Genomic DNA, 22,497 nt, shown 5'->3' with positions numbered 1-22,497 from the left:
CACCCGCCCCATGCAGCTACCCCCCAGACCACCGCAGCTGCTCGGCAGGGACGCGGTGGTCGAAGGGCTTCGGGAGCGTCTGACCAGCGGCGACACCCAGCCCTGCGTGATCGTCGTGCACGGCCTCGGTGGGGTCGGCAAGACGAGCCTGACCCTGGAGTACGCGCACCGCTACCAGCGGAGCTACCGGCTCGTCTGGCAGTTGCCTGCCGTGGAGCCCGCCGTCCTGTCGGCCGCGTTCGCCCGGCTGGCGGCGCTGCTCGGCCTGCGGGAGACGGTCGATGCGGCCGACCCGGTCGATCAGGTGCACGCCGCGCTGGCGGCCAGCGCGGAGCCGTGGTTACTGATGTTCGACAACGCGCCCGAGGCCCACGTGCTCAACCCCTTCCTGCCGCCCGCCGGGCCGGGGCACGTGCTGGTCACCAGCCGGTCCGGGAACTGGCCCCCGGCGCAGGGGCTGGAGCTGCCCGTGCTGGAGCCGGAGCCCGCGACGGCCCTGGTGCTGGTGCGGTCCGGGCAGGACGACCGCGCGGCGGCGGCGCAGGTCGCGATCGAGCTGGGCGCGCTGCCGCTGGCGCTGGAGCAGGCCGGCGCGTTCATGGCCGACACCGGCCTGACCATCGCCGAGTACCACGACCTCCTGCACCGCCAGCGTGCCGAGCTGCTCGCGCAGGGGCAGGCCTGGGGCTACCGCGAGCGCGTCACGACCACCTGGCAGCTCGCCTTCCAGCGTCTGGCCCGCACGAGCCCGCAGGCGATCGCGTTGCTGCGCGTGCTGTCCTGCTACTCCCACGAGGCCGTCCCGTACCACCTGCTGCTGTCGCAGCTCGAACGGCGCTCGCCGCGCGAGCTGTTCAGCGACGACACGAGGCGGCAGCGGGCGTACGGGAGGCTGCCGAGCTCGACGGTGCGCCGGCTGCGCGACTCCCGGCCCCTGCTGGGCGCTCTGGCGGTGATGCAGGAGCTGCCGCGCGACCCCGTGATGGTCAACGCCGCCGTGAGCGCGTTGCGTCGCCACAGTCTGATCGGCCAGCCGGTGGACGGCACGGTCTCGGTGCACCGCCTGGTCCAGGCCGTCACCCTTGACCAGCTCGGCCGCCGCGCGCGGCGCCGGTGGCGCGATGCCGCCGCCGTGCTCCTGGAGGCCGTGCTGCCCGACGACCCCGCGCAGGCGGCGAACTGGCCGACGTACGCGCACCTGCTGCCGCACATCCGTACGGTGCTCACCGCCGGCTCGCCCGGCATGGACAAGACCGCGCGCTACCTGGGCGTCATCGGGGACTATCGCACGGCCAGATCCCTGTTCCTGGAGATCTGCGAGGCGCTCACCGCGAAACTGGGCGCGGAGCATCCGTCCACGCTGACCGCCCGGCACGAGCTGGCCCGGTGGACGGGAGAGCTGGGGGACGCGGCGGCGGCGCGCGAGCAGTACGCGGCGCTCTTCCCCGTCCGCGAACGCGAGCAGGGCCCCGAGCATCCCTCCACGCTGACCATCCGCCACGAGCTGGCCCGGTGGACGGGAGAGCTGGGGGACGCGGCGGCGGCGCGCGAGCAGTACGCGGCCCTGCTGCCCATCCGCGAGCGGGTGCAGGGCGCCGAGCATCCCGACACGCTGACCATCCGGCACGAGCTGGCCCGCTGGACGGGCGAGCTGGGGGACGCGGCGGCGGCCAGGGATCTCTATGCTGAGCTGGTCCCCGTTCGCGAACGCGTCCAGGGGCCCGACCACCCCGACACGCTGACGGCCAGGGCCAACCTGGCGCAGTGGACCGGCGAGGCGGGCAACGCGGTGGCCGCCCGCGACCAGTACGCGGCCCTGCTGCCGATCAGGGAACGCGTGCTCGGCCCCGAGCACCCCGTCACGCTCACGGTCCGGGCGAACCTGGCCCAGTGGACGGGCGAGGCCGGCGACTCGGCCGCGGCCCGCGACCAGTACGCCGCCCTGGTCCCCATCTACGAACGCGTGCTGGGCCCCCGGCACCCCGACACCCTGACCACCCGCCACAGCCTCGCCCAGTGGACCGGCAAGGCGGGGGACGCGGTGGCCGCCCGGGACCAGTACGCCGCCCTGCTCCCCATCCGCAGCCAGGTCTCCGGCCCCGAGCACCGTGACACCCTCATCACCCAGGCCAACCTCGCCCAGTGGACCGGCCAGGCGGGGGACCCGGCGGCGGCCAGGGACCAGTACGCGGCCCTGCTGCCCATCCGCGAACGCGTCCAGGGCCCCGAGCATCCCTCCACGCTGATCAACCGGCACGAGCTGGCCAGGTGGACCGGCGAGCTGGGGGACGCGGTGGCGGCCCGCGACCAGTACGCGGCGCTGCTCCTCGTACGCGAGCGGGTCTCCGGCCCCGACCACCCCGACACGCTCACCATCCGGCACGAGCTGGCGCGGTGGACCGGCGAGCTGGGGGACGCGGCCGCGGCCAGGGATCTCTACGCCGAGCTGGTCCCCGTTCGCGAACGCGTCCAGGGCCCGGCCCATCCCGACACCCTCACCGCCCGCGCGAACCTGGCCCAGTGGACCGGCCTGGCCGGGGATCCGGCGGCGGCCCGTCTCCACTGCACCGCCCTGCTGCCCATCCGCGAGCGGATCCTCGGCCCCGAGCACCCATCCACGCTGATCACCCGGCACGAGCTGGCCCGCTGGACCGGCGAGCTGGGCGACGCCGCCTCGGCCCGCGACCAGTACGCGGACCTGCTCGTACGCCGCGTGCACACCTCGGGCCCCGACCACCCCGACACCCTGACCACCCGGCACAACCTGGCGTACTGGACGGGCCAGGCGGGGGACCCGGCGGCGGCCAGGGACCAGTGCACGGCCCTGCTGCCGATCAGGGAGCGCGTGCTCGGCCCCGACCACCCCGACACCCTCATCACCCGGCACAACCTGGCGTACTGGACGGGGCAGGCGGGGGACGCGCAGGCGGCCAGGGACGAGTACGCGGCCCTGCTGCCGGTCAGGGAGCGCGTGCTCGGCCCCGACCACCCCGACACGCTCACCATCCGGCACGAGCTGGCGCGGTGGACCGGCGAGCTGGGCGATCCCGCGGCGGCCAGGAGCCAGTACGCCGCCCTGCTGCCGGCCAGAGAACGCGTCCAGGGCCGCGACCACCCCGACACCCTGACCGCCCGCGCGAACCTCGCCTACTGGACCGGCCGAGCGGGCGACCCGGCGGCGGCCCGCGACCTGTGCGCCGCGCTGCTGCCGGTCAGGGAGCGGGTGCTCGGCGCCGGCCATCCCGCCACCGTCACCACCAGGGAGCAGCTCGCCTACTGGACCGAACAGGCGCGGGCCTGAGGTGCGGGGCTCTAGTGGGCGCCGAGAGTGGCCGCCGCGACCACGAGCAGCAGCGTGCCCGAGACGGCCGAGATCCGGCGCGCCGCCTTCGGGGTCCCCGCCATGGCCCGGCCGGCGCGCGCCGTGGCGACGGCGACCAGGCCGTAGAGTAGCGCGCAGTTCACGACGTGGAGCAGGCCGAGCGCGGTGAGCTGGACGCCGAGCGGGACGCCCGTCCCCTGCGTGATGAACTGCGGCATCAGCGACAGGTAGAGCAGCACGCCCTTCGGGTTGAGCAGGGACGTGAGCAGGCTCTGCCGCAGCACCGTCCCGGTCGGCTGCGCGCTCGTCCCGGCCGCGAGGCTGGCGGGCCTGCGCAGCGCCGCCAGCGTCCTGGCCGCGAGGAACACCAGGTACGCGGCTCCGGCGTACCGCATCGCGGGCAGGGCGGCGGGCACGGCTTGGAGTGCGGCGGCGAGCCCGGCGGCGGCCAGGACGGTGTGCACGGCGTAACCGGCGCAGATGCCCGCCACGGCCGTCAGGCCCGTCCTGCGGCCCTGGCCGAGCGAGCGGGCCAGCACGTAGAGCATGTCGGGCCCCGGGGTGCAGACCAGCAGCAGATCCATGCCGAGGAACAGCAACAACAGCCGGGTGTCCACGAGGTCCTCCTTTGTCCGCGTCCGACGGTAGTTCAAGGGGCGTGGCACGCGATGGTGGCTTTGTGCGGAGTGAATGGCGAACGTGGCAGGATGTTGCGTCGTGGACAGAATCGACCGCAGGATCCTCCAAGAGCTCCAACGGGACGGGCGGCTCAGCAACACCGAGCTGGCCGACCGGGTGGGGCTGACGCCGTCTCCGTGCCTGCGCCGGGTGCGGCAACTGGAGGAGTCGGGGGTCATCCGCGGCTATCGGGCACTGCTCGACGGCGCCGCGGTGGGGCGCGGGTTCCAGGCGTTCGTCACGGTGGTGATGAGGTACGAGGATCACGACACGGTGGCGGAGTTCGAGCGTCAGGTGGCGGGGATGCCGGAGGTGGTGGAGGCGCACCGGCTGTTCGGAGATCCGGACTTCCTGCTGCGGGTGGCCGTCGCGGATCTGGCGGCGTACGAGCGCTTCTACAGCGAGAGGCTGTCCGGGCTGCCGGGGGTGGCGCAGCTGACCTCGCACCTGGCGATGAAGGCGGTGAAACCGGACACGGGGCTGCCGGTGGCATGACCGCGACAGAACGTGGCCGCAAAAAGGGCCCACGCAAAAAGGGCCCACGCAAAAAAAGGGGGCCCACGTGGTGTGGGCCCCCTTTCGAGCCGCTTAGCCGGGCAGGACGAGCAGCGCGTCGCCGACGCCGCGCTCGGACCCGTCAGAGGGCCGGTTCACCAGCTTGTCGCCGACGACCATCGCCGTCGAGCCGCCTCCGTCCAGGTTGATGGCCTGGGTCGCGCCCAGCCAGCGCATGAACTGGGCGGCCTCCACGAAGTTCGCCCCGACTGTCACGCCGGGCTGGCGGCCGTCGATGGTGGCCAGGATCAGGCTGCCGTTCCTGGTCGTGCCGAGGAGCGTGCGCGGGTGGCGGCGCAGGATCATGTTCATGGAGTCGTGGCCGTCGAGCTTGGCGGTGATCTTCACCTTGCCGTTGCGCACGAGCCCGACGCTGCCCGCGATCACGTTGAGGTCGGGGGTCAGCTTGAGCGCCTTCTTGGTGCGCAGGTCCACGACCTTGGTCTCCACCTTCACGGTCCACTCCGCCCAGGCGTGCTCGTTGAGCCAGTCCGAGGCCAGGCCGTTGCCGTGCAGGACGCGCAGCCCCGCGCCCACCGCGCCGCCCGAGGCGCGCAGGCCGACGACCTTGCCGTTGGCGTCGAGGACGGCGTCGGTCCCGCCGGTGGGCGTCTTGGCTCCGTACTCCTCCGTGTACAGCACCAGCTCGTCCGTGACGGCGGCCCGGTTGATGCCGTTGACCTCGACCTTCTCGCCGTCCTGCGAGGTCGCGGTCACGGTCGTCTTGATTTCCGTGATCTTGGCGGTACGGCCCCTGAGCACCACCGCCGAGCGGCCGGGGACGGCCTCGCTCAGCAGCTTGCCGCCCACGACGGACGCGCCGACGGGCTCGCCGCGCAGCGCCTTGGCGGTGTGGATGTTGAAGAAGCCGCCGTTGACGCCGAGCACCGCCTTGCGGGCCTTGGCCATCGACGAGACGGTCTCGCGCTTGGCCACGCTGGAGCCGAGCGAGGCGACGTACGAGCCGCGGAAGGTCCCGGCGTCGATCATGACGACCTTGGCGTCCCAGGGGCCAGTGGTCTTGAGCCCGTCGTCGCCGAGGTAGTCGACCTTGACCTTCAGCCCGGCTTCCTTGAGCGTCTTGGCCGTCTCCTCGGCCTTCTTCTTGTCGTCGAATGACCAGAGGCCGACCCGCACCATGTAGACGGTCTGCGAGGGGGCGTCGGCGACGCCGGGCCTGATCACCTTCTGCAGGCTGGCGCTCTCGCCGGCCGCCTCCACCTCGGCGACCCGGGCCTCGGCGGTCGGCAGGGTCCCGTAGTCACGGCCGCTGGGCATCAGGATGGTCACCGTGTAGCCGTCGGTGGACGTGCCCGCCTTCACGTCGTACAGGTCGATGCCCTGCGTCACGGCGGTCATCGTCTTGGTCGCCGCCGGCCGGGTGCCCAGCGGGAACTTGGCCGACGGGAACTTCACCGACAGCTGCTGCGCGGACGCGGGCAGCGTGGTGAGAGTGAGTGCCGCGGCTATGGCCAGGCCGCCGGCGAGGGTACGTCGAGACATGAATTCTCCAGAGGGCGGTAAAGGGACCGCACCATCCTGACGAGATCAAGGTGCCCGGGGCAGCGGAACACGCTAAATGGTTCAAGCAGTTACGAGATTGACACCCCGTGCGGATACGATTGGTGTATGTCACGCATCAGCATGTGGTGGCGGCCGGTAGACGGCCGCTGATCACCCATGCGCAGGCCGTCCCTGAGACGGCCAGCTGAGCGTGCGGGCTCTCTCCGGGACGGCATGACCCCCAAAGGAGAGACCGTAATGAACGACCTTGTTCTCACGGGCGACCGCCCGACCGGGCCGCTGCATCTGGGCCACTACTTCGGCTCGCTGGCCAACCGGGTGGCCCTGCAGGACCGATATCCGATGTACGTGCTGATCGCCGACTACCAGGTGATCACCGATCGGGACCTGCCCGGAGAGATCCAGCGGAACATCACCGGCCTGCTGCTCGACTACCTGGCGATCGGGCTCGACCCGGCCAAGGTCACGATCTTCCAGCACAGCGCCGTCCCGGAGCTGAACCAGCTGCTGCTGCCGTTCCTGAGCCTGGTCTCGGTGGCCGAGCTGCAGCGCAACCCCACGGTGAAGGACGAGATCGCGCACAGCTCGCAGCAGGCGGTCAGTGGCCTGATGTTCACCTATCCGGTGCACCAGGCGGCCGACATCCTGTTCTGCAAGGGCACGCTGGTGCCGGTCGGCAAGGACCAGCTCCCGCACGTCGAGGTGACGCGGCTCGTCGCGCGGCGCTTCAACGAGCGCTACGGCGAGGTGTTCCCGCTGCCCGAGGCCATGATGGGCGCGCAGCCGTCGCTCAAGGGGCTGGACGGCGGCAAGATGAGCAAGAGCCGCGGCAACGCGATCGCCCTGTCGGCCACCGAGGACGAGACGGCCGCCCTCATCCGCAAGGCGCGGACGGACTCCGAACGGCTGATCACGTTCGAGGAGGAGCGGCGGCCGGAGGTGGCGAACCTGCTCACGCTGGCCGGGCTCTGCCTGGGCCGGCCGCCCCAGGAGCTCGCGGCGGAGATCGGCGACGGGGGAGCCGTCGCGCTCAAGAAGCTGGTCACCGAGGCGGTCAACGAGTTCCTGCGGCCGATCAGGGAGCGCCGGGCCGAGCACACGGAGTCGGACGTCCGGCAGCTCCTTGCCGAGGGCAACCGGCGGGCCAGGGAGCGCGCGATCGTCACCCTCGACGAGGTGCGCGCGGCGATGGGGTTCTAGCGCCGGCGCGTTTCGGCGATGGCCAGCTCGGTGGTCACGGAACGCAGCGGGCGGCGGTGTCGTGGCCGGCGGAAGCCGGCTTCCCGCAGCAGCCGCGACACCTCCGCGAACCCGCGCACCCGGCCACCGGCCGCCACCCGGTAGTTCAGGTCCAGCAGGCCGAGCAGGGTGCGGCTGGCCCGTCCGGGCATGACGCTGTCGCCGAACTGGTCGCCCACCACGATCGTGCCTCCGGGGTTGAGCGCCGCCGCCAGCCGCGGCAGGAGCGCGGCCACGGCTTCGTCGTCCAGCCCGTGCACGATGTTGAACAGCAGCACGACGTCGTACCCGCCGCCCAGGTCGTCGCTCAGGAAGGATCCGGCGCGCAGGGTCAGCCGGGGGTGCTCGGCCGCGGCGTCGAGCGCTCGCGGCAGGTCGAGCACGGTGGCGCGCAGCCCGGGGTGGCGCCGCAGCAGCGCCATGCTGAACACGCCGTGGCCGCCGCCCACGTCCAGCACCCGCCCGGCGCCGCGCGGCACCGGGATGGCGCGGGCGGTCGCCGGGGCCTGCCGCCTGGCCACCGCCGCCGTCCACGCCTGGAACGAGCGCGACAGCTCGGGGTCGTTCTCGAGCAGCTCGTAGAACGGCGTGGCCGGTGATCCGTCGCGTACGGTCTTCTCCAGCCGCGGCCAGACCACGCACGCGGTACGCTCCCAGAACTCCAGCCCCGCGACCAGCGAGGTCGCAGAGCCGGTCGTGAACCACAGCCGCGACACGCGGGTCAGCCGGTAGCGCCCGCGCCGGATCCGCAGGTAGCCGAGCCCGGCCAGGGCGCGTAACAGCATGGTCGTCGACGACGGGTCGAGGCCGAGCGTCGCCGCCAGCTCGTCGCCGGTGGACGGGCGTTCGTCCAGGGCGTCGAACACCCCCATCCGAGCCGCCGCGATGAGGGCGTGCAGGCCCAGGGCGTTGAAGTAGTCGAACATGGGCGGCACGACCGAGAGCCGGTGGGCCGCCGCCTCCAGGGCGTTGATGAAGAGGGGCACACTTGCGACGGTAAGCGGCGGATCAGGCGGATCGGCGGGTCTGGTAGACCTTGCGGAGCGTCTCGTGCACGATCCACGTCGTCCTGGCGCCTTCGGCCAGCAGGCAAACGTCGCCGGGCCCGACCTCGATCGTGGTGCCGCCCTCGACGGCGATCGTGGCGCGGCCGGACAGCACGACGAAGATCTCGTCGGTCTCCACGTCCGTCACCACGCCGGGGGTGATCTCCCAGATGCCCCGGCCGTCACCGAGCTCCAGCGACGACGTGACGGGGTCGCCCGCGACGATCTGTTCGGGGTCGAGCGCGTCAGGGGTCAGCCGTACGTCGTGGACGGGCACGGAGAAGGCGCCGGCGGTGGCGAGCATGCGGCCGAGGTCGGCCACGTCGGGCATCAGAACATCAGACATATCGCCCATTCCAGCACATCGGCGCACTCAACGTGACTCCCGGCGGAACGACTCCAGCGCCAGCAGCGCCACGTGGAGCGAGAGACACGACTCGACGTCGTCGAGGTCGGTCTCGAGGATGCGTTCGAGGCGGCGCAGGCGGTCGTAGAAGGCGGGCCTGGACAGATGGGCCTTCTGCGCGGCGACCGCTTTGTTCCGGCCCGCGTCGAGATAGATGCGCAGGATCCTGGACAGGTCGCCGCCCCGCTGCGCGTCGTGGGCCAGCAGCGGGCCGAGCTCCCGCTCCGCGAACGTCTGCAGCCGCGCGTCGTCGCGCAGCAGGTGGAGCAGGCCGCGCAGGCGCAGGTCGGGCAGCCGGTAGAAGGCCCGGCCGTCCGGCTGGCGCACCGCCACGTCGGCCACCTGCTCGGCTTCGAGGAAGCTGCGGCGTACGTCCCTGATGGACTCCACCACCGAGCCCGCCGCCAGCACGAACGCCGAGCCGGGCCGCCACAGCACGCGCAGCCGGTCGGCGAGCGCGGTCAGCGCCGGCTCGGCCTGGGTGCGCGGCGGGAGCGGCAGCAGGACCCCGACCCGCTCCTGGTCGAGCGCGCCGACGAGGGCGGGCAGGCGGGCGTCGCGGCAGGCGGCGGCGGTGGCCTCGGCCAGCTCGCCGAGCTGCGCCTGCCCGTCGAGCGCCTGGTCCGCGGGGTCGGTGGGGCGGATGACCACGCTGATCAGCTTGCGCCCGGTGAGCGGCACGCCGACGGCGCGGGCGCGGGCGGCGGCCTCGTCGGGATCGGCGTAGGCGTGGGTCAGGATGCCGGTGATGATCGTGCCGTGCGCCTGCCGCTCCAGCGACTCCTGGTGGCGCTCCAGCAGGCGGCCCAGGGCCAGCGTGGTGGCGGCGCGCTCGGCCAGCACCATGTCGCGCGGCGACGGCGCCGTGTCGCAGAGCAGGATCAGGCGCCCCCAGTCCTGCCCGCGCGCCCCGACTGTGGTGCACAGCCAGCCGGAGGCCGGGTCGTAGGCGGTGCGCTCGGCCGGGGCCACCGCCCGCGACCTGCTCTCCCACCCCGCCAGCAGGGTCCCGGCGTCGCGCCCCGCGGACTCGCAGGCCAGCACCTGGTGCGCGAGGTTCTCCAGCAGCACGGGCTTGCCGGAGAGCCGGGCGACCTGGGCCAGCACCTCGGCGGGGGAGGCGCCCTCGACCGACAGCTCGGTGAACACCTCGTGGAGCTGCTCGGAGGCGCGCAGCTCCTCCAGCTGGATGTCGATGATGCGCGCGTGCACGGACTCGGTGATCTGCACGAACGGCGTCTCGCGGGTCAGCACGATGAGCGGCAGCCCGTGCTCCTCGGCCGTCTTGACCACCGAGCGGGGCAGCTCGCGGACGAACCTGCGGCCCAGCTCGACGATCAGGCCGGAGGCGCCGACAGAGGAGAGCTCGCCGATGTAGTCGGCGAGCTTCTCGGGGTCCTCGGGCAGCGCGACGCCCGTGGTGAGCACCAGCTCTCCGCCGCGTAGCAGGTGGGCGAGGTCGGCGATCTCGCCGACGTGCACCCACCGCACCTTGGTGTCGAGCCGGTCGGCGCCCGCGACCACGCGCGGGCTGCCCCGGCGTACGGTCTCCAGAGCGAGGACGTCGGCGATGGTGGGCAACACGGGGCCGAGCCTAGCCGATCAGCCTGTAAGAACGGCCAGGGGCCCGTTTACAGTTTGCACGCATTGTCATGGATTGAGATCCTCTTCGCGGTATTCCCGCCGTGGTTCGCGTACGCGCAGCTCGACCCGGCGGATCTTGCCGGAGATCGTCTTGGGCAGCTCGTCGAACTCCAGCCGCCGCACCCGCTTGTAAGGGGCCAGCTCCCGCCGGCAGTGCTCGAAGATCGACCGGGCGGTCCCCTCGTCCGGCTCGAACCCCGGCGCGAGCGTCACGTACGCCTTCGGCACGGCCAGGCGTACGGGATCGGGCGCGGGCACGACGGCCGCCTCGGTCACCGCCGGGTGCTCCAGCAGGACGCTTTCCAGCTCGAACGGCGAGATGCGGTAGTCGGAGGCCTTGAAGACGTCGTCGGTCCTGCCGACGTAGGTGATGTAGCCGTCGTGGTCGCGGGTGGCGACGTCGCCGGTGTGGTAGAAGCCGCCGCGCATCGCTTCACTCGATCCACCGACATATCCGGACATGAGGCCGAGGGGGCGGCGGGCGTCCAGCGGCAGGCAGATCTCGCCGTCGTCCCCCTGCTCGCCGGTGACCGGATCGACGAGCACGACCTCGTAGCCGGGCAGCGGGCGGCCCATCGAGCCCGGCCTGACCGGCTCACCGGGGGCGTTGCCGATCTGCGCGGTGGTCTCGGTCTGCCCGTAGCCGTCCCTGATCGTGATGCCCCACGCCTTGGCCACCTGGTCGATGATCTCGGGGTTGAGCGGCTCGCCGGCGGCCACGGCCGTCCGCAGGGGGAGCTGCCAGGCGGCCAGGTCCTCCTGGATGAGCATCCGCCACACGGTCGGCGGCGCGCAGAACGTGGTGACCCGCTCGTCCCGCAGCACCTCCAGCAGCGCGGGCGCGGAGAAGCGCTGGTAGTCGTGGATCAGCACGGTGGCCCCCGCGTTCCACGGCGCGAACACGTTGCTCCACGCGTGCTTGGCCCACCCCGGCGAGGACACGTTGAGGTGCACGTCGCCGGGCTGGAGCCCGATCCAGAACATGGTCGACAGGTGCCCGGCCGGATAGGACGCGTGCGTGTGCTCGACCAGCTTCGGCTGCGAGGTCGTGCCCGAGGTGAAGTAGAGCAGCAGCGTGTCATCGGCCCGCGTGGGCGCGTCGGGGGCGAAGACCTCGCTCGCCTCGTAGGCCTCGTGGTAGGGCAGCCAGTTGTAGGCGTCGCCGACGGCGATCCTCGTGTACGAGCCGCCCCCGAACTTGCCCGCGTCGGCGGCGTTGGCGATCACATGGGAGACGCCGCCCCGCTCGACGCGCTCCGCGATGTCCTTGGCGGTCAGGAGCGTGGTCGCCGGGATGATCACCGCGCCCAGTTTCATCGCGGCCAGCAGCGCCTCCCACAGCTCGGCCTGGTTGCCGAGCATGAGCAGGATCCGGTCGCCCCGGCGCACCCCCTGCTCGTGCAGCCAGTTCGCGACCTGGTTGGAGCGGGCCGACAGCTCGGCGAAGGTGTAGGAGGCGCGGCTCGCGCCCACGATCTTGAGAGCGACGGCGCCGGGCGTCTCGGCGGCCAGGACCCCGTCGAACCAGTCGAGCGCCCAGTTGAACTCGTCGAGCCGCGGCCAGCGGAAGTCGCGGCGGGCGGTGGCGGGGTCGGCGCCGAGAAGGGAGTCGCGGGCAGCACGAAAATCGCTCATGCCCGGATCCTGCTACGTCACCAGCCGCCGCTCAAGGCCGTCGAGCACGGACGCCAGGCCGAAGTCGAAGCACATCTCGCGCATGGCCTGCGGATCGTCGTATGTGTCCAGGTTGACGCTCTCCAGGAGATCGGGGAACTGGGCCGCCGCCCTGACGACCGACGCGCGCATCTCCTCGGCGTCGTAGTCGGGCGTGTTCGTCGCGGCGTCCCAGGCGATCTCCGGGATCGTCATGCCGAACACGAAGGCGGTCAGCGTGGAGTTGGCGTAGTCGATCTCCAGCCCGCGGAACCCGGCCGCCTTGAACGTCTTGCGCATCTTGTCGGTGACGCCCAGCGCCTGCGGGCCGAGCGCGGGCATCCGGCCGATCAGGTCGGCCGACCACGGGTGGCGCAGGATCACCTGGCGCATGCCGCGGGCCATGGCGGAGGCGGAGGCGCGCCAGCCCACCTGGCCGGGATCGGGGACGGGCATCTCGCCCCACACCTCGTCGTAGGCCAGCTCCAGCAGCTCGTCCTTGTTGGCCACGTACCAGTAGAGGCTGGTGGCGCCCGCGCTCAGCTTCGCGCCGAGCTTGCGCATGCTCAGCCCGGAGTGCCCCTCCTCGTCGAGCAGCTGGATCGCGGCGCTGACGATCTCCTCGCGACTGCGCCCTGGGCTCGTGGCCTTGCGCGGCTCACGGAGCCAGACGGAGGCGAGCGGCTTGCCGGTCATGTCTCCAGGATAAATCCACTCGCACAGTGTGCGAGTTTATCGTACGGTGTGCGAGTGAACTCGAACACTGTACGAGACCCACGCCGATGGTGGATTCTCGTCGTCCTCTGCCTCTCGCTGCTGGTGCTCACCGTGGACGGCACCGTGCTCAACCTGGCGATCCCCTCCCTGATCAAGGAGCTGGGCGCCACGCCCTCCGACATCCAGTGGATCCTGGACGCCTACGTCCTGGTCTTCGCCGGTCTCCTGCTGACCGCGGGCAGCCTGTCCGACCGGTACGGCCGCAGGAAGTTCCTCGTCATCGGCCTGGCCTTCTTCGGCGGCGCGTCGCTGCTCGCCGTGCTGGCCTCCGAGCCCTGGCAGGTCATCGGCGCGCGGGCCCTGATGGGCGTCGGCGGCTCGATCCTGATGCCCTCGACCCTGTCGATCCTGATGACCGTCTTCGACGAGGACGAGCGGCGCAAGGCCATGGCCATCTGGGGCAGCGTCGCCATGCTCGGCGTGATCGCGGGGCCGACGCTGGGCGGCTCCATGCTGGAGCACTACTGGTGGGGCTCGGTCTTCCTGCTGAACATCCCGATCGCGGTGCTGGCCATCGTCGCGGCGTTCGCGCTGATGCCGGAGACGCGCAGCGGCGGGCGCAGGGTCGACCCCGTGGGCGTGGTGCTGTCGATCGTCGGTCTCACCTCGGCCGTCTACGTCATCATCGAGCGGGAGTGGAACCCGCTGGTCATCGGGCTGGCCGTGGTCGCGCTCGCGGCCTTCGTGATCTGGGAGCGGCGCCAGGAGCACCCGATGCTGCCGCTCGAGCTGTTCAGGAACCGCAACTTCAGCGGCGCGTCGTTCTCGATCCTGCTGATGTCGTTCGGCGCCGGGGCCGTCATGCTGATGCTCACCCAGTACCTGCAGTTCGTGCTGGGCTACGGCGAGCTGCAGGCGGGGCTGGCCATGCTGCCCCAGGCGGCGGCCGCGGTGATCTTCAACGGGATCGGCGCGACGCTCGGGAAGCAGCTCGGCAACCGGGTGCTGATCTCGGCCGGCCTGCTCGTCATGGGCGGCGGGTTCGTGCTGATGGCGACCACCACCGGCTACCTGCCGCTGATGTTCGGTCTGGTGCTGATGGGCGCGGGCGGCGGCCTGGCGGGGCCCTCCGCCTACGCCTCGCTGATGGGGGCGATCCCGCTGGAGCACGCGGGCGTCGGCTCCGCGCTGAACGACACCGTGCAGCAGGTCGGCCTGGCCCTGAGCATCGCCGTCCTGGGCAGCGTGCTGGCGGGGGTGTTCACCTCGTCGATGCCGGCCGGCGTGCCCGCGGCGGCACAGGAATCGATCGGAGAGGCGTTCAAGCTCGGCATCGTGGCGCCCGCCAGGGCGGCGTTCACCGATGCGATGCACGTGGGGTCGTGGGTGGGCGCCGGCTTCAGCGTGGCCGCCGCGCTGCTCGCGGTGATCGTGCTGCGCCCGGCGGCTCCCGTCGCCGCGCCCGCGCCCGAGCCCGAGAAGGTCTAGCGGACACGGGGCTCCCGCATGCTCTCCAGGCTGTCGAGCTTGTGGGTGCGCTCGTCGTGGCCGATCTGGCGCAGCAGGTCGGCCACCGAGCGGTAGCGGCCGTACTCGGCGGCGTAGGTGCCGGGGTCGGGGACGAAGTCCAGGTCGGGGTTCTCGGCCACGAACGTCATGTACTCGTGCTCGGCGTGGTCCTCGAACTCGGCGTTCAGCCGGTAGCTCCAGTCCGGCCTGACCAGGAACAGCATCCAGGACACGTGGTAGTAGAAGAACGCGATCGCCCACGGCGCCGCCTTGTGCAGCAGCCACGTCTGCCGCTGCCCGGTGCGCTGCACGAGGTCCTGCACGATCAGCAGGTGCCACTGCTCGTTGTCCTGGTCGGCGCGGGCCTCCACGATGCGCTCGAAGACCCTCCTGGCCAGCGCCGAGCGGCCCGCGTGCCGGTGCACCGCCCAGTAGCCCATGCGCTCCCACGCCTGGTACGGCACCCGGGCGATGATCTCCAGCATGGCGAACTTCGTGTACGAGCCCTTCTTGCCGTACATGAGGTCCACCGGCTTGAACATCATCTTCGCCAGCAGGCTGTAGGCCATCCGAGGGGTGTTCATCGTGTCCTGCTGGGCACGGCGGAGCTGGTCGCGGTCGAGCTTCGGCGGGCCGGACGGCGCTTGCGGGCGGTGGTCGACGGTGATGGTCATCTCGATCTCTCCTTCGCTGTGGATGATCCGATGGTCGTCGATCACGGTGCTCCGGGTCGTCGCCCGCCAGTGGTCATCACAGGTGCCTCCGGGGGTGTATCGGCCGGGTCTCCCGTACATCGCCAGGCGCACGGGACATCCCCTAAGGGGTGGACTTACACGATGTAAGGTGATTTGACCGCGCGCCGACAGGTTGCGGTTAGGAGCATGGGGACGGGACCGGGATACTCGTAACATGTCGGAGCTTCTCGCGCGCCACCGGGCAGTCATGCCGAACTGGTTGGCACTCAACTACAACGACCCCATCGAGATCATCAGCGGCAAGGGCAACCGCGTCATCGACGCCGACGGGAAGAGCTATCTGGACTTCTTCGCCGGCATCCTGACCAACATGATCGGCTACGACGTGCCGGAGGTACGCGAGGCCGTGGAGCGCCAGCTCGCCACCGGCGTCGTGCACACCAGCACCGTCTACCTGCTGCGCGGCCAGATCGAGCTGGCCGAGAAGATCGCGCGGCTCTCCGGCATCCCCGACGCCAAGGTCTTCTTCACCAACTCCGGCACCGAGGCCAACGAGACGGCGCTGCTGCTGTCCACGTACGCGCGCAAGAGCGACCAGGTCCTCGCCATGCGGCAGAGCTACCACGGCCGCAGCTTCGGCGCGATCAGCGTCACCTCCAACCGCGCGTGGAAGAACAACTCGCTCTCCCCGCTCAACGTGCACTTCCTGCACGGCGCCGACCGGCACCTCACCCAGTTCAAGGGCCTGTCGGACGCCGACTACATCAAGGCGTGCGCGGAGGACCTGCGGCACGTGCTGGCCACCTCGGTCGCCGGCGACGTGGCCGCGCTGATCGCCGAGCCGATCCAGGGCGTGGGCGGGTTCACGATGGCCCCCGACGGGCTGTTCGCCGCCTACAAGGAGGTGCTCGACGAGCAGGGCATCCACTTCATCTCCGACGAGGTGCAGACCGGCTGGGGCCGTACGGGCAGCGCGTTCTTCGGCATCCAGAACCACGGCGTGACCCCTGACATGATCACGTTCGCCAAGGGGCTCGGCAACGGCTTCGCGGTCGGCGGCGTCGTGGCGCGCGGCGACCTGATGGACGCCCCGCACGCCGTCGGCCTGTCCACCTTCGGCGGCAACCCGATCTCCATGGCCGCCGCGAACGCCACCCTCGACTACGTGCTCGACCACGACCTGCAGGCCAACGCCGCGCGCACCGGCGCGATCATCATCGGCGGGCTCAAGGAGGCGGCCGAGCGGCTGGCGATCGTCAAGGACGTGCGCGGCAAGGGCCTGATGTTCGCGATCGAGCTGGACAACCCCGCCCAGGCCACCCGCTTCATGGAGGAGACCAAGAAGGCCGGCCTGCTGGCGGGCAAGGGCGGCCTGTACGGCAACGCCATCAGGATGGCCCCGCCCCTCACCCTCACGGTGGACGAGGCGACCGAGGGCCTGGCCATCATCGTGCACGCACTCGAAGTCATCGACGCGGAGGCAGCAGCTCAGTGAAGTCCGTCAAGCACTGGATCAACGGCGCCCTGGCCGGCGGCGACGACCGTACGTCGGAGATCTTCGACCCGGCGACCGGGGAGGTCAGCGGGCACGTCACGCTGGCCTCGGCGGCCGACGTCGACGCCGCCGTGGCGGCGGCCGTCGCCGCCTTCCCCGCCTGGCGGGACGCGTCGCTGGTCAAGCGGTCGCAGGTGCTGTTCCGCTTCCGCGAGCTCATGTACGCCCACCGCGACGAGCTGGCCGCGCTGATCTCCGCCGAGCACGGCAAGGTCCACTCCGACGCGCTCGGCGAGGTGGCGAGGGGCCTGGAGGTCGTGGAGTTCGCCTGCGGGATCCCCCACCTGCTCAAGGGCGGCTTCTCCGAAGGCGTCTCGACCAGGGTCGACTCCTACTCGATGCGCCAGCCGCTCGGCGTCGTGGCCGGGATCACGCCGTTCAACTTCCCGGCCATGGTGCCGATGTGGATGTATCCCATCGCGATCGCGTGCGGGAACGCGTTCGTGCTCAAGCCGTCGGAGAAGGACCCGTCTGCCTCGCTGCTCATGGCGCGGCTCTGGCAGGAGGCCGGGCTCCCCGACGGCGTGTTCAACGTCGTGCAGGGCGACAAGGTCGCCGTGGACCGGCTGCTGGAGCACCCCGACGTGCGCGGCGTCTCGTTCGTCGGCTCCACCCCGATCGCCAAGTACGTCTACGAGACCGGCACCGCGCACGGCAAGCGGGTGCAGGCGCTCGGCGGCGCGAAGAACCACATGCTGGTGCTGCCGGACGCCGACCTCGACCTGGTGGCCGACTCGGCGGTGTCGGCCGGGTTCGGCTCGGCGGGCGAGCGGTGCATGGCGATCTCGGTCGTGCTGGCCGTGGACCCGATCGGCGACGAGCTCGTCCAGAAGATCGTCGAGCGCGTCGACCAGCTCGTGATCGGCCCGGGCGACAACCCCGAGTCCCAGATGGGGCCGCTCGTCACCGAGGTCCACCGCGACAAGGTCGCCTCCTACCTCGACCTCGGCGTCCAGGAAGGCGCCAAGCTGGTCGTGGACGGCCGCGAGACCCCCGTGCTGGGCGGCGGCAAGGCGTCCGGCACGCCCGGCTTCTGGCTCGGCCCGACCGTGCTCGACCACGTCCCGGCCGGCTCGCGCACGCACGTGGACGAGATCTTCGGCCCGGTGCTGTCGATCGTGCGCGTCGGCTCGTACGAGGAAGGGGTGGAGCTGATCAACGCCGGCCTGTACGGCAACGGCACCGCGATCTTCACCAACGACGGCGGCGCGGCCAGGCGCTTCCAGAACGAGGTGGAGGTCGGCATGATCGGCATCAACGTGCCGATCCCGGTGCCGATGGCCTTCTACAGCTTCGGCGGCTGGAAGTCCTCCCTCTTCGGCGACACCCACGTGCACGGCACCGAGGGCGTCCACTTCTACACCCGGGGCAAGGTCGTCACCTCCCGCTGGCTCGACCCCTCGCACGGCGGCGTGAACCTCGGTTTCCCCACCAACAAGTAGGCCGCCGCGATTCCCTGGCCGGGGCGGACGAGCGTCCGTCCCGGCCGCGTCCCCGGTAAGCTCCAGCAGACGGACTTAGGGGGACTTCGTGAATCGTCGCCGTGCATGTGCTCTGGCGCTCGCCGCTTCGGCGCTGGTCGCCGGCATGGGCGCGGCGACTCCCGGCCCGGCCCCGGCCGAGGCCCGCTCGCAGACCTCGGCGGCGCGGCCCACGCCCACGGCGACCCTCCGGGGCACCCCCACCCCCACTCCCACACCGAGCGCGACGCAGAGCGACGGCACGCTGCAGATCCTCACCTACCGCGGCTACGCCGAATACGGCGGCACCAGCCCCAAGGTCAACTGGGTGGGCTCGTTCGAGAAGGAGACCGGCTGCCGGATCGCCAGGCTCGACGCCGTGCAGACCGCCAAGGACATGGACGACAGGCTCAAGGAGCGCCCCTACGACGTGGTGTCCGCCGGGCCCGCGCTGGCCGGGAGCCTGATCCAGAACAAACAGGTGCAGGCCATCGACCCGGCCAAGGTGACCGGCTACGAGGACATCGAAAAGCGCCTGCGCGACCTGTCCACCGTGTCGGGCAAGGTGTACGGCGTGCCCTACCTGTGGGCCTATCACGAGTTCATCTACGACTCGACCATGGTCAAGGGCGGCGACGACCTCAAGCAGGTGTTCGGCTCCGACCGCGTGGCGCTCAAGGACAGCCCGCTGAGCATCGCCGACGCCGCGCTGGCCGAAGGCTCGGCCGACGAGCCGTTCGAGCTGACCGAGGCCCAGCTCGACCGGGCGATGGCGCTGCTGGAGGAGCACAAGGAGCGCACCTACTGGAAGAACCCGATCGACCTGCTCAAGGGATTCGCCACCGGGTCGCTCGACTACGCCCAGGCCACCCCGTACTATCGCCTGCTCCTGCAGCAGGCGGGCAAGCAGGTCAAGGCCCTGGAGACGCGGAAGACCACGGGGTGGGTGGACTCCTGGATGCTCGGCGCGAACCTGCCCGACACCACGTGCGCCTACCGGTGGCTCAACTGGGTGAGCGCCCCCGGCGCGCAGCGCGACGCCGCCGCGTGGGCGGGCATGGCCCCCGCCAGCGACAAGGCGTGCAAGGGGCGGGCCAAGCCGATGTGCGAGGCGTACGGGATGGGCGGCAAGTCCAAGGCGCTCGACCGGGTCGTGTTCGCCGTGCGGCCGCCCGGCGGTTGCCCGGCCGAGGACGGGGAATGCACCAACTATGACGCTTGGACGCGACGGTGGACTGAGCTCGTCGCCAAGTGAGTGGGGGCCGCCGATCCCCACCTGACCGTGCCGCGGGCGCGCCCTTCCCCCCGCTGGGCGCGACCTGCAGGGACGCCCCGGGCCTTCCCCCCGTCCCGGGGCGTCTCGCTTGCCCGGCGGCCCTCCCGCCGGTCGAGCGGGCCTTTTCACCGGGCCTTTTCACCGGGCCGGTTCAGTGGGCCGGTTCAGTGGGCCGGTTCAGTGGGCCGGTTCAGTGGGCCGGTTCAGTGGGCCGGTTCAGTGGGCCGGTTCACCGGGACGGGAAGGCCACGACGGTGGCCAGCGGGGCGGGCATCAGAGCCTCGGCGCAGTCGCCGCAGGCGTGCACCGAGGAGTCGTCGGGCAGCCGGCCCACGCGCACGCGCGGCCGCGGCCATCTCTTGTGACAGACGACGCAGGCGTCGCCGTCGCGCTGGGCCCCGGTCAGGCCCTCAGGGTCGAACGTCAACATATCTCGCGCCGTTCTCGACGGACCCCAGTTCATCACGCTCCCAGCAGCCATCGCCCCTCCGTACATCGCAACCGTTATAACCCTGACCGAGGCCGTGAGCGTCTAGGTGCGCGTCAAGTCAGGGTGAATTCTCTACCCGAGTGACGGCAGTTACACCAACAAAATCGGGCATCCAGCCGCAAGCTGGATGCCCGATTCGCAGGGATTTTGGCTAAAGCTCGGCGATCGCCTTCTCCAGGATGCCGAGGCCCTCCTCAAGCAGGTGCTCGGGCATCACCAGAGGTGGCAGGAAGCGCAGCACGTTGCCGTACGTGCCCGCGGTCAGGACCAGCAGGCCCTCCGCGTGGCAGCGCTTGACGACGGCCTGCACGGCGGCCGGGTTCGGCTCCTTGGTGCCGGGCTCGACCAGCTCGATCGCGATCATCGCGCCCCGGCCGCGCACGTCGCCGATGATGTCGAAGCGCTCCTGGAGCGACCTGAGCCGGGGGAGCATGATGTCGCCGATGCGGCGAGCCCTGGCGACCAGGTCCTCCTCCTCGATGGTCTCCAGCACGCCCAGCGCGGCCTCGCAGGCGAGGGGGTTGCCGCCGTACGTGCCGCCGAGCCCGCCGGCGTGCACCTGGTCCATGATCTCCGCGCGGCCGGTCACGGCGGCCAGCGGCAGGCCGCCCGCGATGCCCTTGGCGGTGGTGATGATGTCGGGCACCACGCCCTCGTCCTCGCAGGCGAACAGGGTGCCCGTCCTGGCGAAGCCGGTCTGCACCTCGTCGGCCACGAACACGATGCCGTTGGCCCGGCAGAACTCGGCGACGCGCGGCAGGAAGCCCTTGGCCGGCTCGATGAACCCGCCCTCGCCCGCGATCGGCTCGATCACCACGGCGGCCACGTTCTCCGCGCCGATCTGCTTGGTGATCATGTCAATGGCCTGCTCGGCGGCCTCTTCCGCGCAGTTCTCCGGGCCGCTCGGCCAGCGGAACGGGTAGGCCAGCGGCACCCGGTACACCTCTGGCGCGAACGGGCCGAACTTGTGCTTGTACGGCATGTTCTTGGCCGTCAGCGTCATCGTTAGCAGCGTGCGGCCGTGGTAGCCGTGGTCGAACACCACGACGGCCTGGCGGCCCGTGGCGTGCCGGGCGATCTTGACCGCGTTCTCGACGGCCTCGGCGCCGGAGTTCACCAGGAACGTGCGCTTCTCGTGGTCGCCGGGGGTCAGCTCGTTGAGCTTCTCGCACACCTGCACGTACGACTCGTACGGGGTGACCATGAAGCAGGTGTGGGTGAAGTCGGCGACCTGCTTCTGGACGCGCTCGACGACCTTGGGGGCGGCGTTGCCCACGCTCGTCACGGCGATGCCGGAGCCGAAGTCGATCAGCGAGTTCCCGTCGGCGTCCTGCACCACGCCGCCGCCCGCGCGGGTGATGAAGACCGGCAGGGTGGTGCCGATGCCGGGCGGGACGGCGGCCTCCTTGCGGGCCAGCAGCTCCTGCGACTTGGGGCCTGGGATCGCGGTCACGACACGCCGCTCCTGGGGAATGCTCATGGTCCGACGGTACGGCGGCCTCCTACCTGCGCCGATACGTCGATATGTCACACTAGGGGTGCTCATCTTTGCCGGAATGGACAAAACTCGCATGCCGCCTTCGCTGCAGACCGTGGTGCGCCGTATGGGGATGCGGCCGCTGGCCGGGACCTCCGCGCGCGGGCGGATGGACGCCGTGGTGCGCTGGGTGGCGGTGAGCGAGCTCGCCGACCCCACGCCCTACCTGGAGGGGGATGAGCTGCTCCTCACCACGGGCATGCGGATGGAAGGCGACCTGTCGAGCTATGTCGCCCGGCTCGTGGCGCGCGGCGTGGCCGGGCTCGGCTTCGGCGTCGGGGTCTCGCACGAGCACGTCCCCGAGGCGCTCGTCGAGGCCGCTGAGGCGGCCGGACTGCCCCTGCTGGAGGTGCCCCGGGAGACACCCTTCATCGCGATCGGCAAGGCGGTGAGCGAGCTGCTGGCCGCCGAGCAGTACGAGGAGATCACGCGTGCCTTCGCGGCGCAGGGGCGGCTGACGCGGGCGGCCCTGCGGCCCGAGGGGATGCACGCGGTGATCGACCGGCTGGCCGGCGAGGTCGGCGGCTGGGCGGCGCTGCTGGACGAGGCGGGGGAGGTGCGGCACGCGACGCCGGGCGCGCAGACGGGGGCCGTGTCAGCCGAGCTGGGCCGGCTCCGCACCGGCCGCGCCCTGCCCTCGGGGGACCGCCTGCCGGCCAGCCTGGCGCTGTCCGGGCCCGGCGAGCACATCGTGGTGCAGCCGCTGGGCGGCGGGCCGCGCCCGCGCGGCTTCTTCGCCGCCGGGGCCCGGGAGCCCTTCTCACCGGTCACGCACACGGTGATCAACGCGGCGGGGTCGCTGCTCACGCTGGCCATGGAGCAGGGCCGGGCGCAAGGGGAGGCCGGGCGGCGGATCCGCGGGGCCGTGCTGGAGCTGCTGCTGGCCGGTGCCGAGGACCAGGCCCGTGCGGTGCTGGCGCCGCTCGGGGGCCGGCTGCCGGAGGAGCCGCTGGTGGTGCTCGCGGCCGGCGTGGAGGCGCTCGACGCGCTGGAGCCCCATGCCTTCACGGCCCTGCTCGACCTCGACGAGCGGGCGGCCGTCGCCCTGGTGTCCGAGACGGCGGCGGACCAGGTCGTGAGCGAGGGGGACGGGCCGGTGGGGGTCAGCCTGCCGTGCGGCTACGGCTCCGCGGCCCTGCGCGGGGCGATCGACCAGGCCAGGCGGGCGCTGGCGGTGGCGGTGGCCCGGAG

General features: G+C 71.6%; 18 protein-coding genes. 8 read left to right on the top strand and 10 right to left on the bottom strand.

Features of this window, described 5'->3' with window-relative positions:
- The coding region (locus ETD85_RS43760; RefSeq protein WP_206059250.1) for a tetratricopeptide repeat protein at positions 1 to 3,301 on the top strand (3,301 nt) is incomplete at its 5' end.
- Between the two features lie 11 nt (positions 3,302 to 3,312).
- Here ETD85_RS43760 and ETD85_RS43755 read toward each other — a convergent pair.
- Positions 3,313 to 3,939: a LysE family translocator gene (locus ETD85_RS43755; protein ID WP_138695742.1), complete on the bottom strand. Its 627-nt coding sequence runs from the start codon at positions 3,937 to 3,939 to the stop codon at positions 3,313 to 3,315.
- Positions 3,940 to 4,039: 100 nt separating this feature from the next.
- On the opposite strand from ETD85_RS43755, the gene ETD85_RS43750 reads away from it, so the two are divergent.
- Positions 4,040 to 4,495 (top strand): Lrp/AsnC family transcriptional regulator, encoded by a 456-nt coding sequence (locus tag ETD85_RS43750; RefSeq protein WP_138695741.1) that lies wholly within the window; start codon positions 4,040 to 4,042, stop codon positions 4,493 to 4,495.
- A 93-nt stretch (positions 4,496 to 4,588) separates the two neighbouring features.
- On the opposite strand, the gene ETD85_RS43745 is transcribed toward ETD85_RS43750, so the two are convergent.
- Positions 4,589 to 6,058, bottom strand: a complete 1,470-nt coding sequence (locus ETD85_RS43745) for a phosphodiester glycosidase family protein (RefSeq protein WP_138695740.1) — start codon at positions 6,056 to 6,058, stop codon at positions 4,589 to 4,591.
- A gap of 258 nt (positions 6,059 to 6,316) precedes the next feature.
- Here ETD85_RS43745 and trpS point away from each other — a divergent pair, with 258 nt between their 5' ends.
- Positions 6,317 to 7,279: a tryptophan--tRNA ligase gene (gene trpS, locus ETD85_RS43740; RefSeq protein WP_138695739.1), complete on the top strand. Its 963-nt coding sequence runs from the start codon at positions 6,317 to 6,319 to the stop codon at positions 7,277 to 7,279.
- Here the strand turns inward: trpS and ETD85_RS43735 are convergent.
- The 5 genes from ETD85_RS43735 to ETD85_RS43715 form a co-directional block, all read right to left on the bottom strand.
- The gene (locus tag ETD85_RS43735; protein ID WP_138695738.1) at positions 7,276 to 8,304 is read right to left on the bottom strand and encodes a methyltransferase; all 1,029 of its coding nucleotides are present in this window, start codon (positions 8,302 to 8,304) and stop codon (positions 7,276 to 7,278) included. The two genes, trpS and ETD85_RS43735, sit on opposite strands and share 4 nt — an antisense overlap.
- A 22-nt stretch (positions 8,305 to 8,326) precedes the next feature.
- Complete coding sequence (locus tag ETD85_RS43730; RefSeq protein ID WP_138695737.1) at positions 8,327 to 8,710, bottom strand: cupin domain-containing protein; 384 nt, start codon at positions 8,708 to 8,710, stop codon at positions 8,327 to 8,329.
- Between the two features lie 27 nt (positions 8,711 to 8,737).
- Entirely contained in the window at positions 8,738 to 10,354 is a 1,617-nt protein-coding gene (locus ETD85_RS43725) for a PucR family transcriptional regulator (RefSeq protein ID WP_138695736.1), read from the bottom strand.
- Between the two features lie 66 nt (positions 10,355 to 10,420).
- Positions 10,421 to 12,049 (bottom strand): AMP-binding protein, encoded by a 1,629-nt coding sequence (locus ETD85_RS43720; RefSeq protein WP_138695735.1) that lies wholly within the window; start codon positions 12,047 to 12,049, stop codon positions 10,421 to 10,423.
- 12 nt (positions 12,050 to 12,061) lie between these two features.
- Complete coding sequence (locus tag ETD85_RS43715) at positions 12,062 to 12,763, bottom strand: TetR/AcrR family transcriptional regulator (RefSeq protein WP_138695734.1); 702 nt, start codon at positions 12,761 to 12,763, stop codon at positions 12,062 to 12,064.
- Positions 12,764 to 12,817: 54 nt separating this feature from the next.
- Between ETD85_RS43715 and ETD85_RS43710 the strand changes: the two genes are divergently transcribed.
- Positions 12,818 to 14,272 (top strand): MFS transporter, encoded by a 1,455-nt coding sequence (locus ETD85_RS43710; protein ID WP_138695733.1) that lies wholly within the window; start codon positions 12,818 to 12,820, stop codon positions 14,270 to 14,272.
- Here ETD85_RS43710 and ETD85_RS43705 read toward each other — a convergent pair.
- Positions 14,269 to 14,967 (bottom strand): alternative oxidase, encoded by a 699-nt coding sequence (locus ETD85_RS43705; protein WP_170247158.1) that lies wholly within the window; start codon positions 14,965 to 14,967, stop codon positions 14,269 to 14,271. The genes ETD85_RS43710 and ETD85_RS43705 overlap by 4 nt on opposite strands.
- 235 nt (positions 14,968 to 15,202) lie before the next feature.
- On the opposite strand from ETD85_RS43705, the gene ETD85_RS43700 reads away from it, so the two are divergent.
- From ETD85_RS43700 to ETD85_RS43690, 3 genes are all read left to right on the top strand, one after another.
- The gene (locus tag ETD85_RS43700) at positions 15,203 to 16,483 is read left to right on the top strand and encodes an aspartate aminotransferase family protein (RefSeq protein WP_138695731.1); all 1,281 of its coding nucleotides are present in this window, start codon (positions 15,203 to 15,205) and stop codon (positions 16,481 to 16,483) included.
- Complete coding sequence (locus ETD85_RS43695) at positions 16,480 to 17,985, top strand: CoA-acylating methylmalonate-semialdehyde dehydrogenase (RefSeq protein WP_138695730.1); 1,506 nt, start codon at positions 16,480 to 16,482, stop codon at positions 17,983 to 17,985. Before ETD85_RS43700 ends, ETD85_RS43695 begins: the two co-directional genes overlap by 4 nt.
- 88 nt (positions 17,986 to 18,073) lie before the next feature.
- Positions 18,074 to 19,258: an extracellular solute-binding protein gene (locus tag ETD85_RS43690; protein ID WP_138695729.1), complete on the top strand. Its 1,185-nt coding sequence runs from the start codon at positions 18,074 to 18,076 to the stop codon at positions 19,256 to 19,258.
- A gap of 250 nt (positions 19,259 to 19,508) precedes the next feature.
- On the opposite strand, the gene ETD85_RS43685 is transcribed toward ETD85_RS43690, so the two are convergent.
- Entirely contained in the window at positions 19,509 to 19,709 is a 201-nt protein-coding gene (locus tag ETD85_RS43685; RefSeq protein ID WP_138695728.1) for a hypothetical protein, read from the bottom strand.
- 211 nt (positions 19,710 to 19,920) lie between these two features.
- The gene (gene gabT, locus ETD85_RS43680) at positions 19,921 to 21,249 is read right to left on the bottom strand and encodes a 4-aminobutyrate--2-oxoglutarate transaminase (RefSeq protein WP_138695727.1); all 1,329 of its coding nucleotides are present in this window, start codon (positions 21,247 to 21,249) and stop codon (positions 19,921 to 19,923) included.
- Between the two features lie 76 nt (positions 21,250 to 21,325).
- On the opposite strand from gabT, the gene ETD85_RS43675 reads away from it, so the two are divergent.
- On the top strand, positions 21,326 to 22,497 hold a 1,172-nt coding region (locus ETD85_RS43675), incomplete at its 3' end, for a PucR family transcriptional regulator ligand-binding domain-containing protein (protein WP_240779825.1).

The sequence above is a fragment of the Nonomuraea zeae genome (assembly GCF_005889725.1).
Lineage (GTDB): Bacteria > Actinomycetota > Actinomycetes > Streptosporangiales > Streptosporangiaceae > Nonomuraea > Nonomuraea zeae.
This window is presented reverse-complemented; position numbering and strand designations above follow the sequence as displayed.

What these genes read in the sequence shown, in the direction of transcription:
- ETD85_RS43745 (WP_138695740.1), bottom strand. Translation starts at nt 6,058, where the DNA reads ATGTCTCGACGTACCCTCGCCGGCGGCCTGGCCATAGCCGCGGCACTC.
- trpS (WP_138695739.1), top strand. Translation starts at nt 6,317, where the DNA reads ATGAACGACCTTGTTCTCACGGGCGACCGCCCGACCGGGCCGCTGCAT.
- ETD85_RS43730 (WP_138695737.1), bottom strand. Translation starts at nt 8,710, where the DNA reads ATGTCTGATGTTCTGATGCCCGACGTGGCCGACCTCGGCCGCATGCTC.
- ETD85_RS43720 (WP_138695735.1), bottom strand. Translation starts at nt 12,049, where the DNA reads ATGAGCGATTTTCGTGCTGCCCGCGACTCCCTTCTCGGCGCCGACCCC.
- ETD85_RS43715 (WP_138695734.1), bottom strand. Translation starts at nt 12,763, where the DNA reads ATGACCGGCAAGCCGCTCGCCTCCGTCTGGCTCCGTGAGCCGCGCAAG.
- ETD85_RS43705 (WP_170247158.1), bottom strand. Translation starts at nt 14,967, where the DNA reads ATGACCATCACCGTCGACCACCGCCCGCAAGCGCCGTCCGGCCCGCCG.
- ETD85_RS43700 (WP_138695731.1), top strand. Translation starts at nt 15,203, where the DNA reads ATGTCGGAGCTTCTCGCGCGCCACCGGGCAGTCATGCCGAACTGGTTG.
- ETD85_RS43685 (WP_138695728.1), bottom strand. Translation starts at nt 19,709, where the DNA reads ATGTTGACGTTCGACCCTGAGGGCCTGACCGGGGCCCAGCGCGACGGC.
- gabT (WP_138695727.1), bottom strand. Translation starts at nt 21,249, where the DNA reads ATGAGCATTCCCCAGGAGCGGCGTGTCGTGACCGCGATCCCAGGCCCC.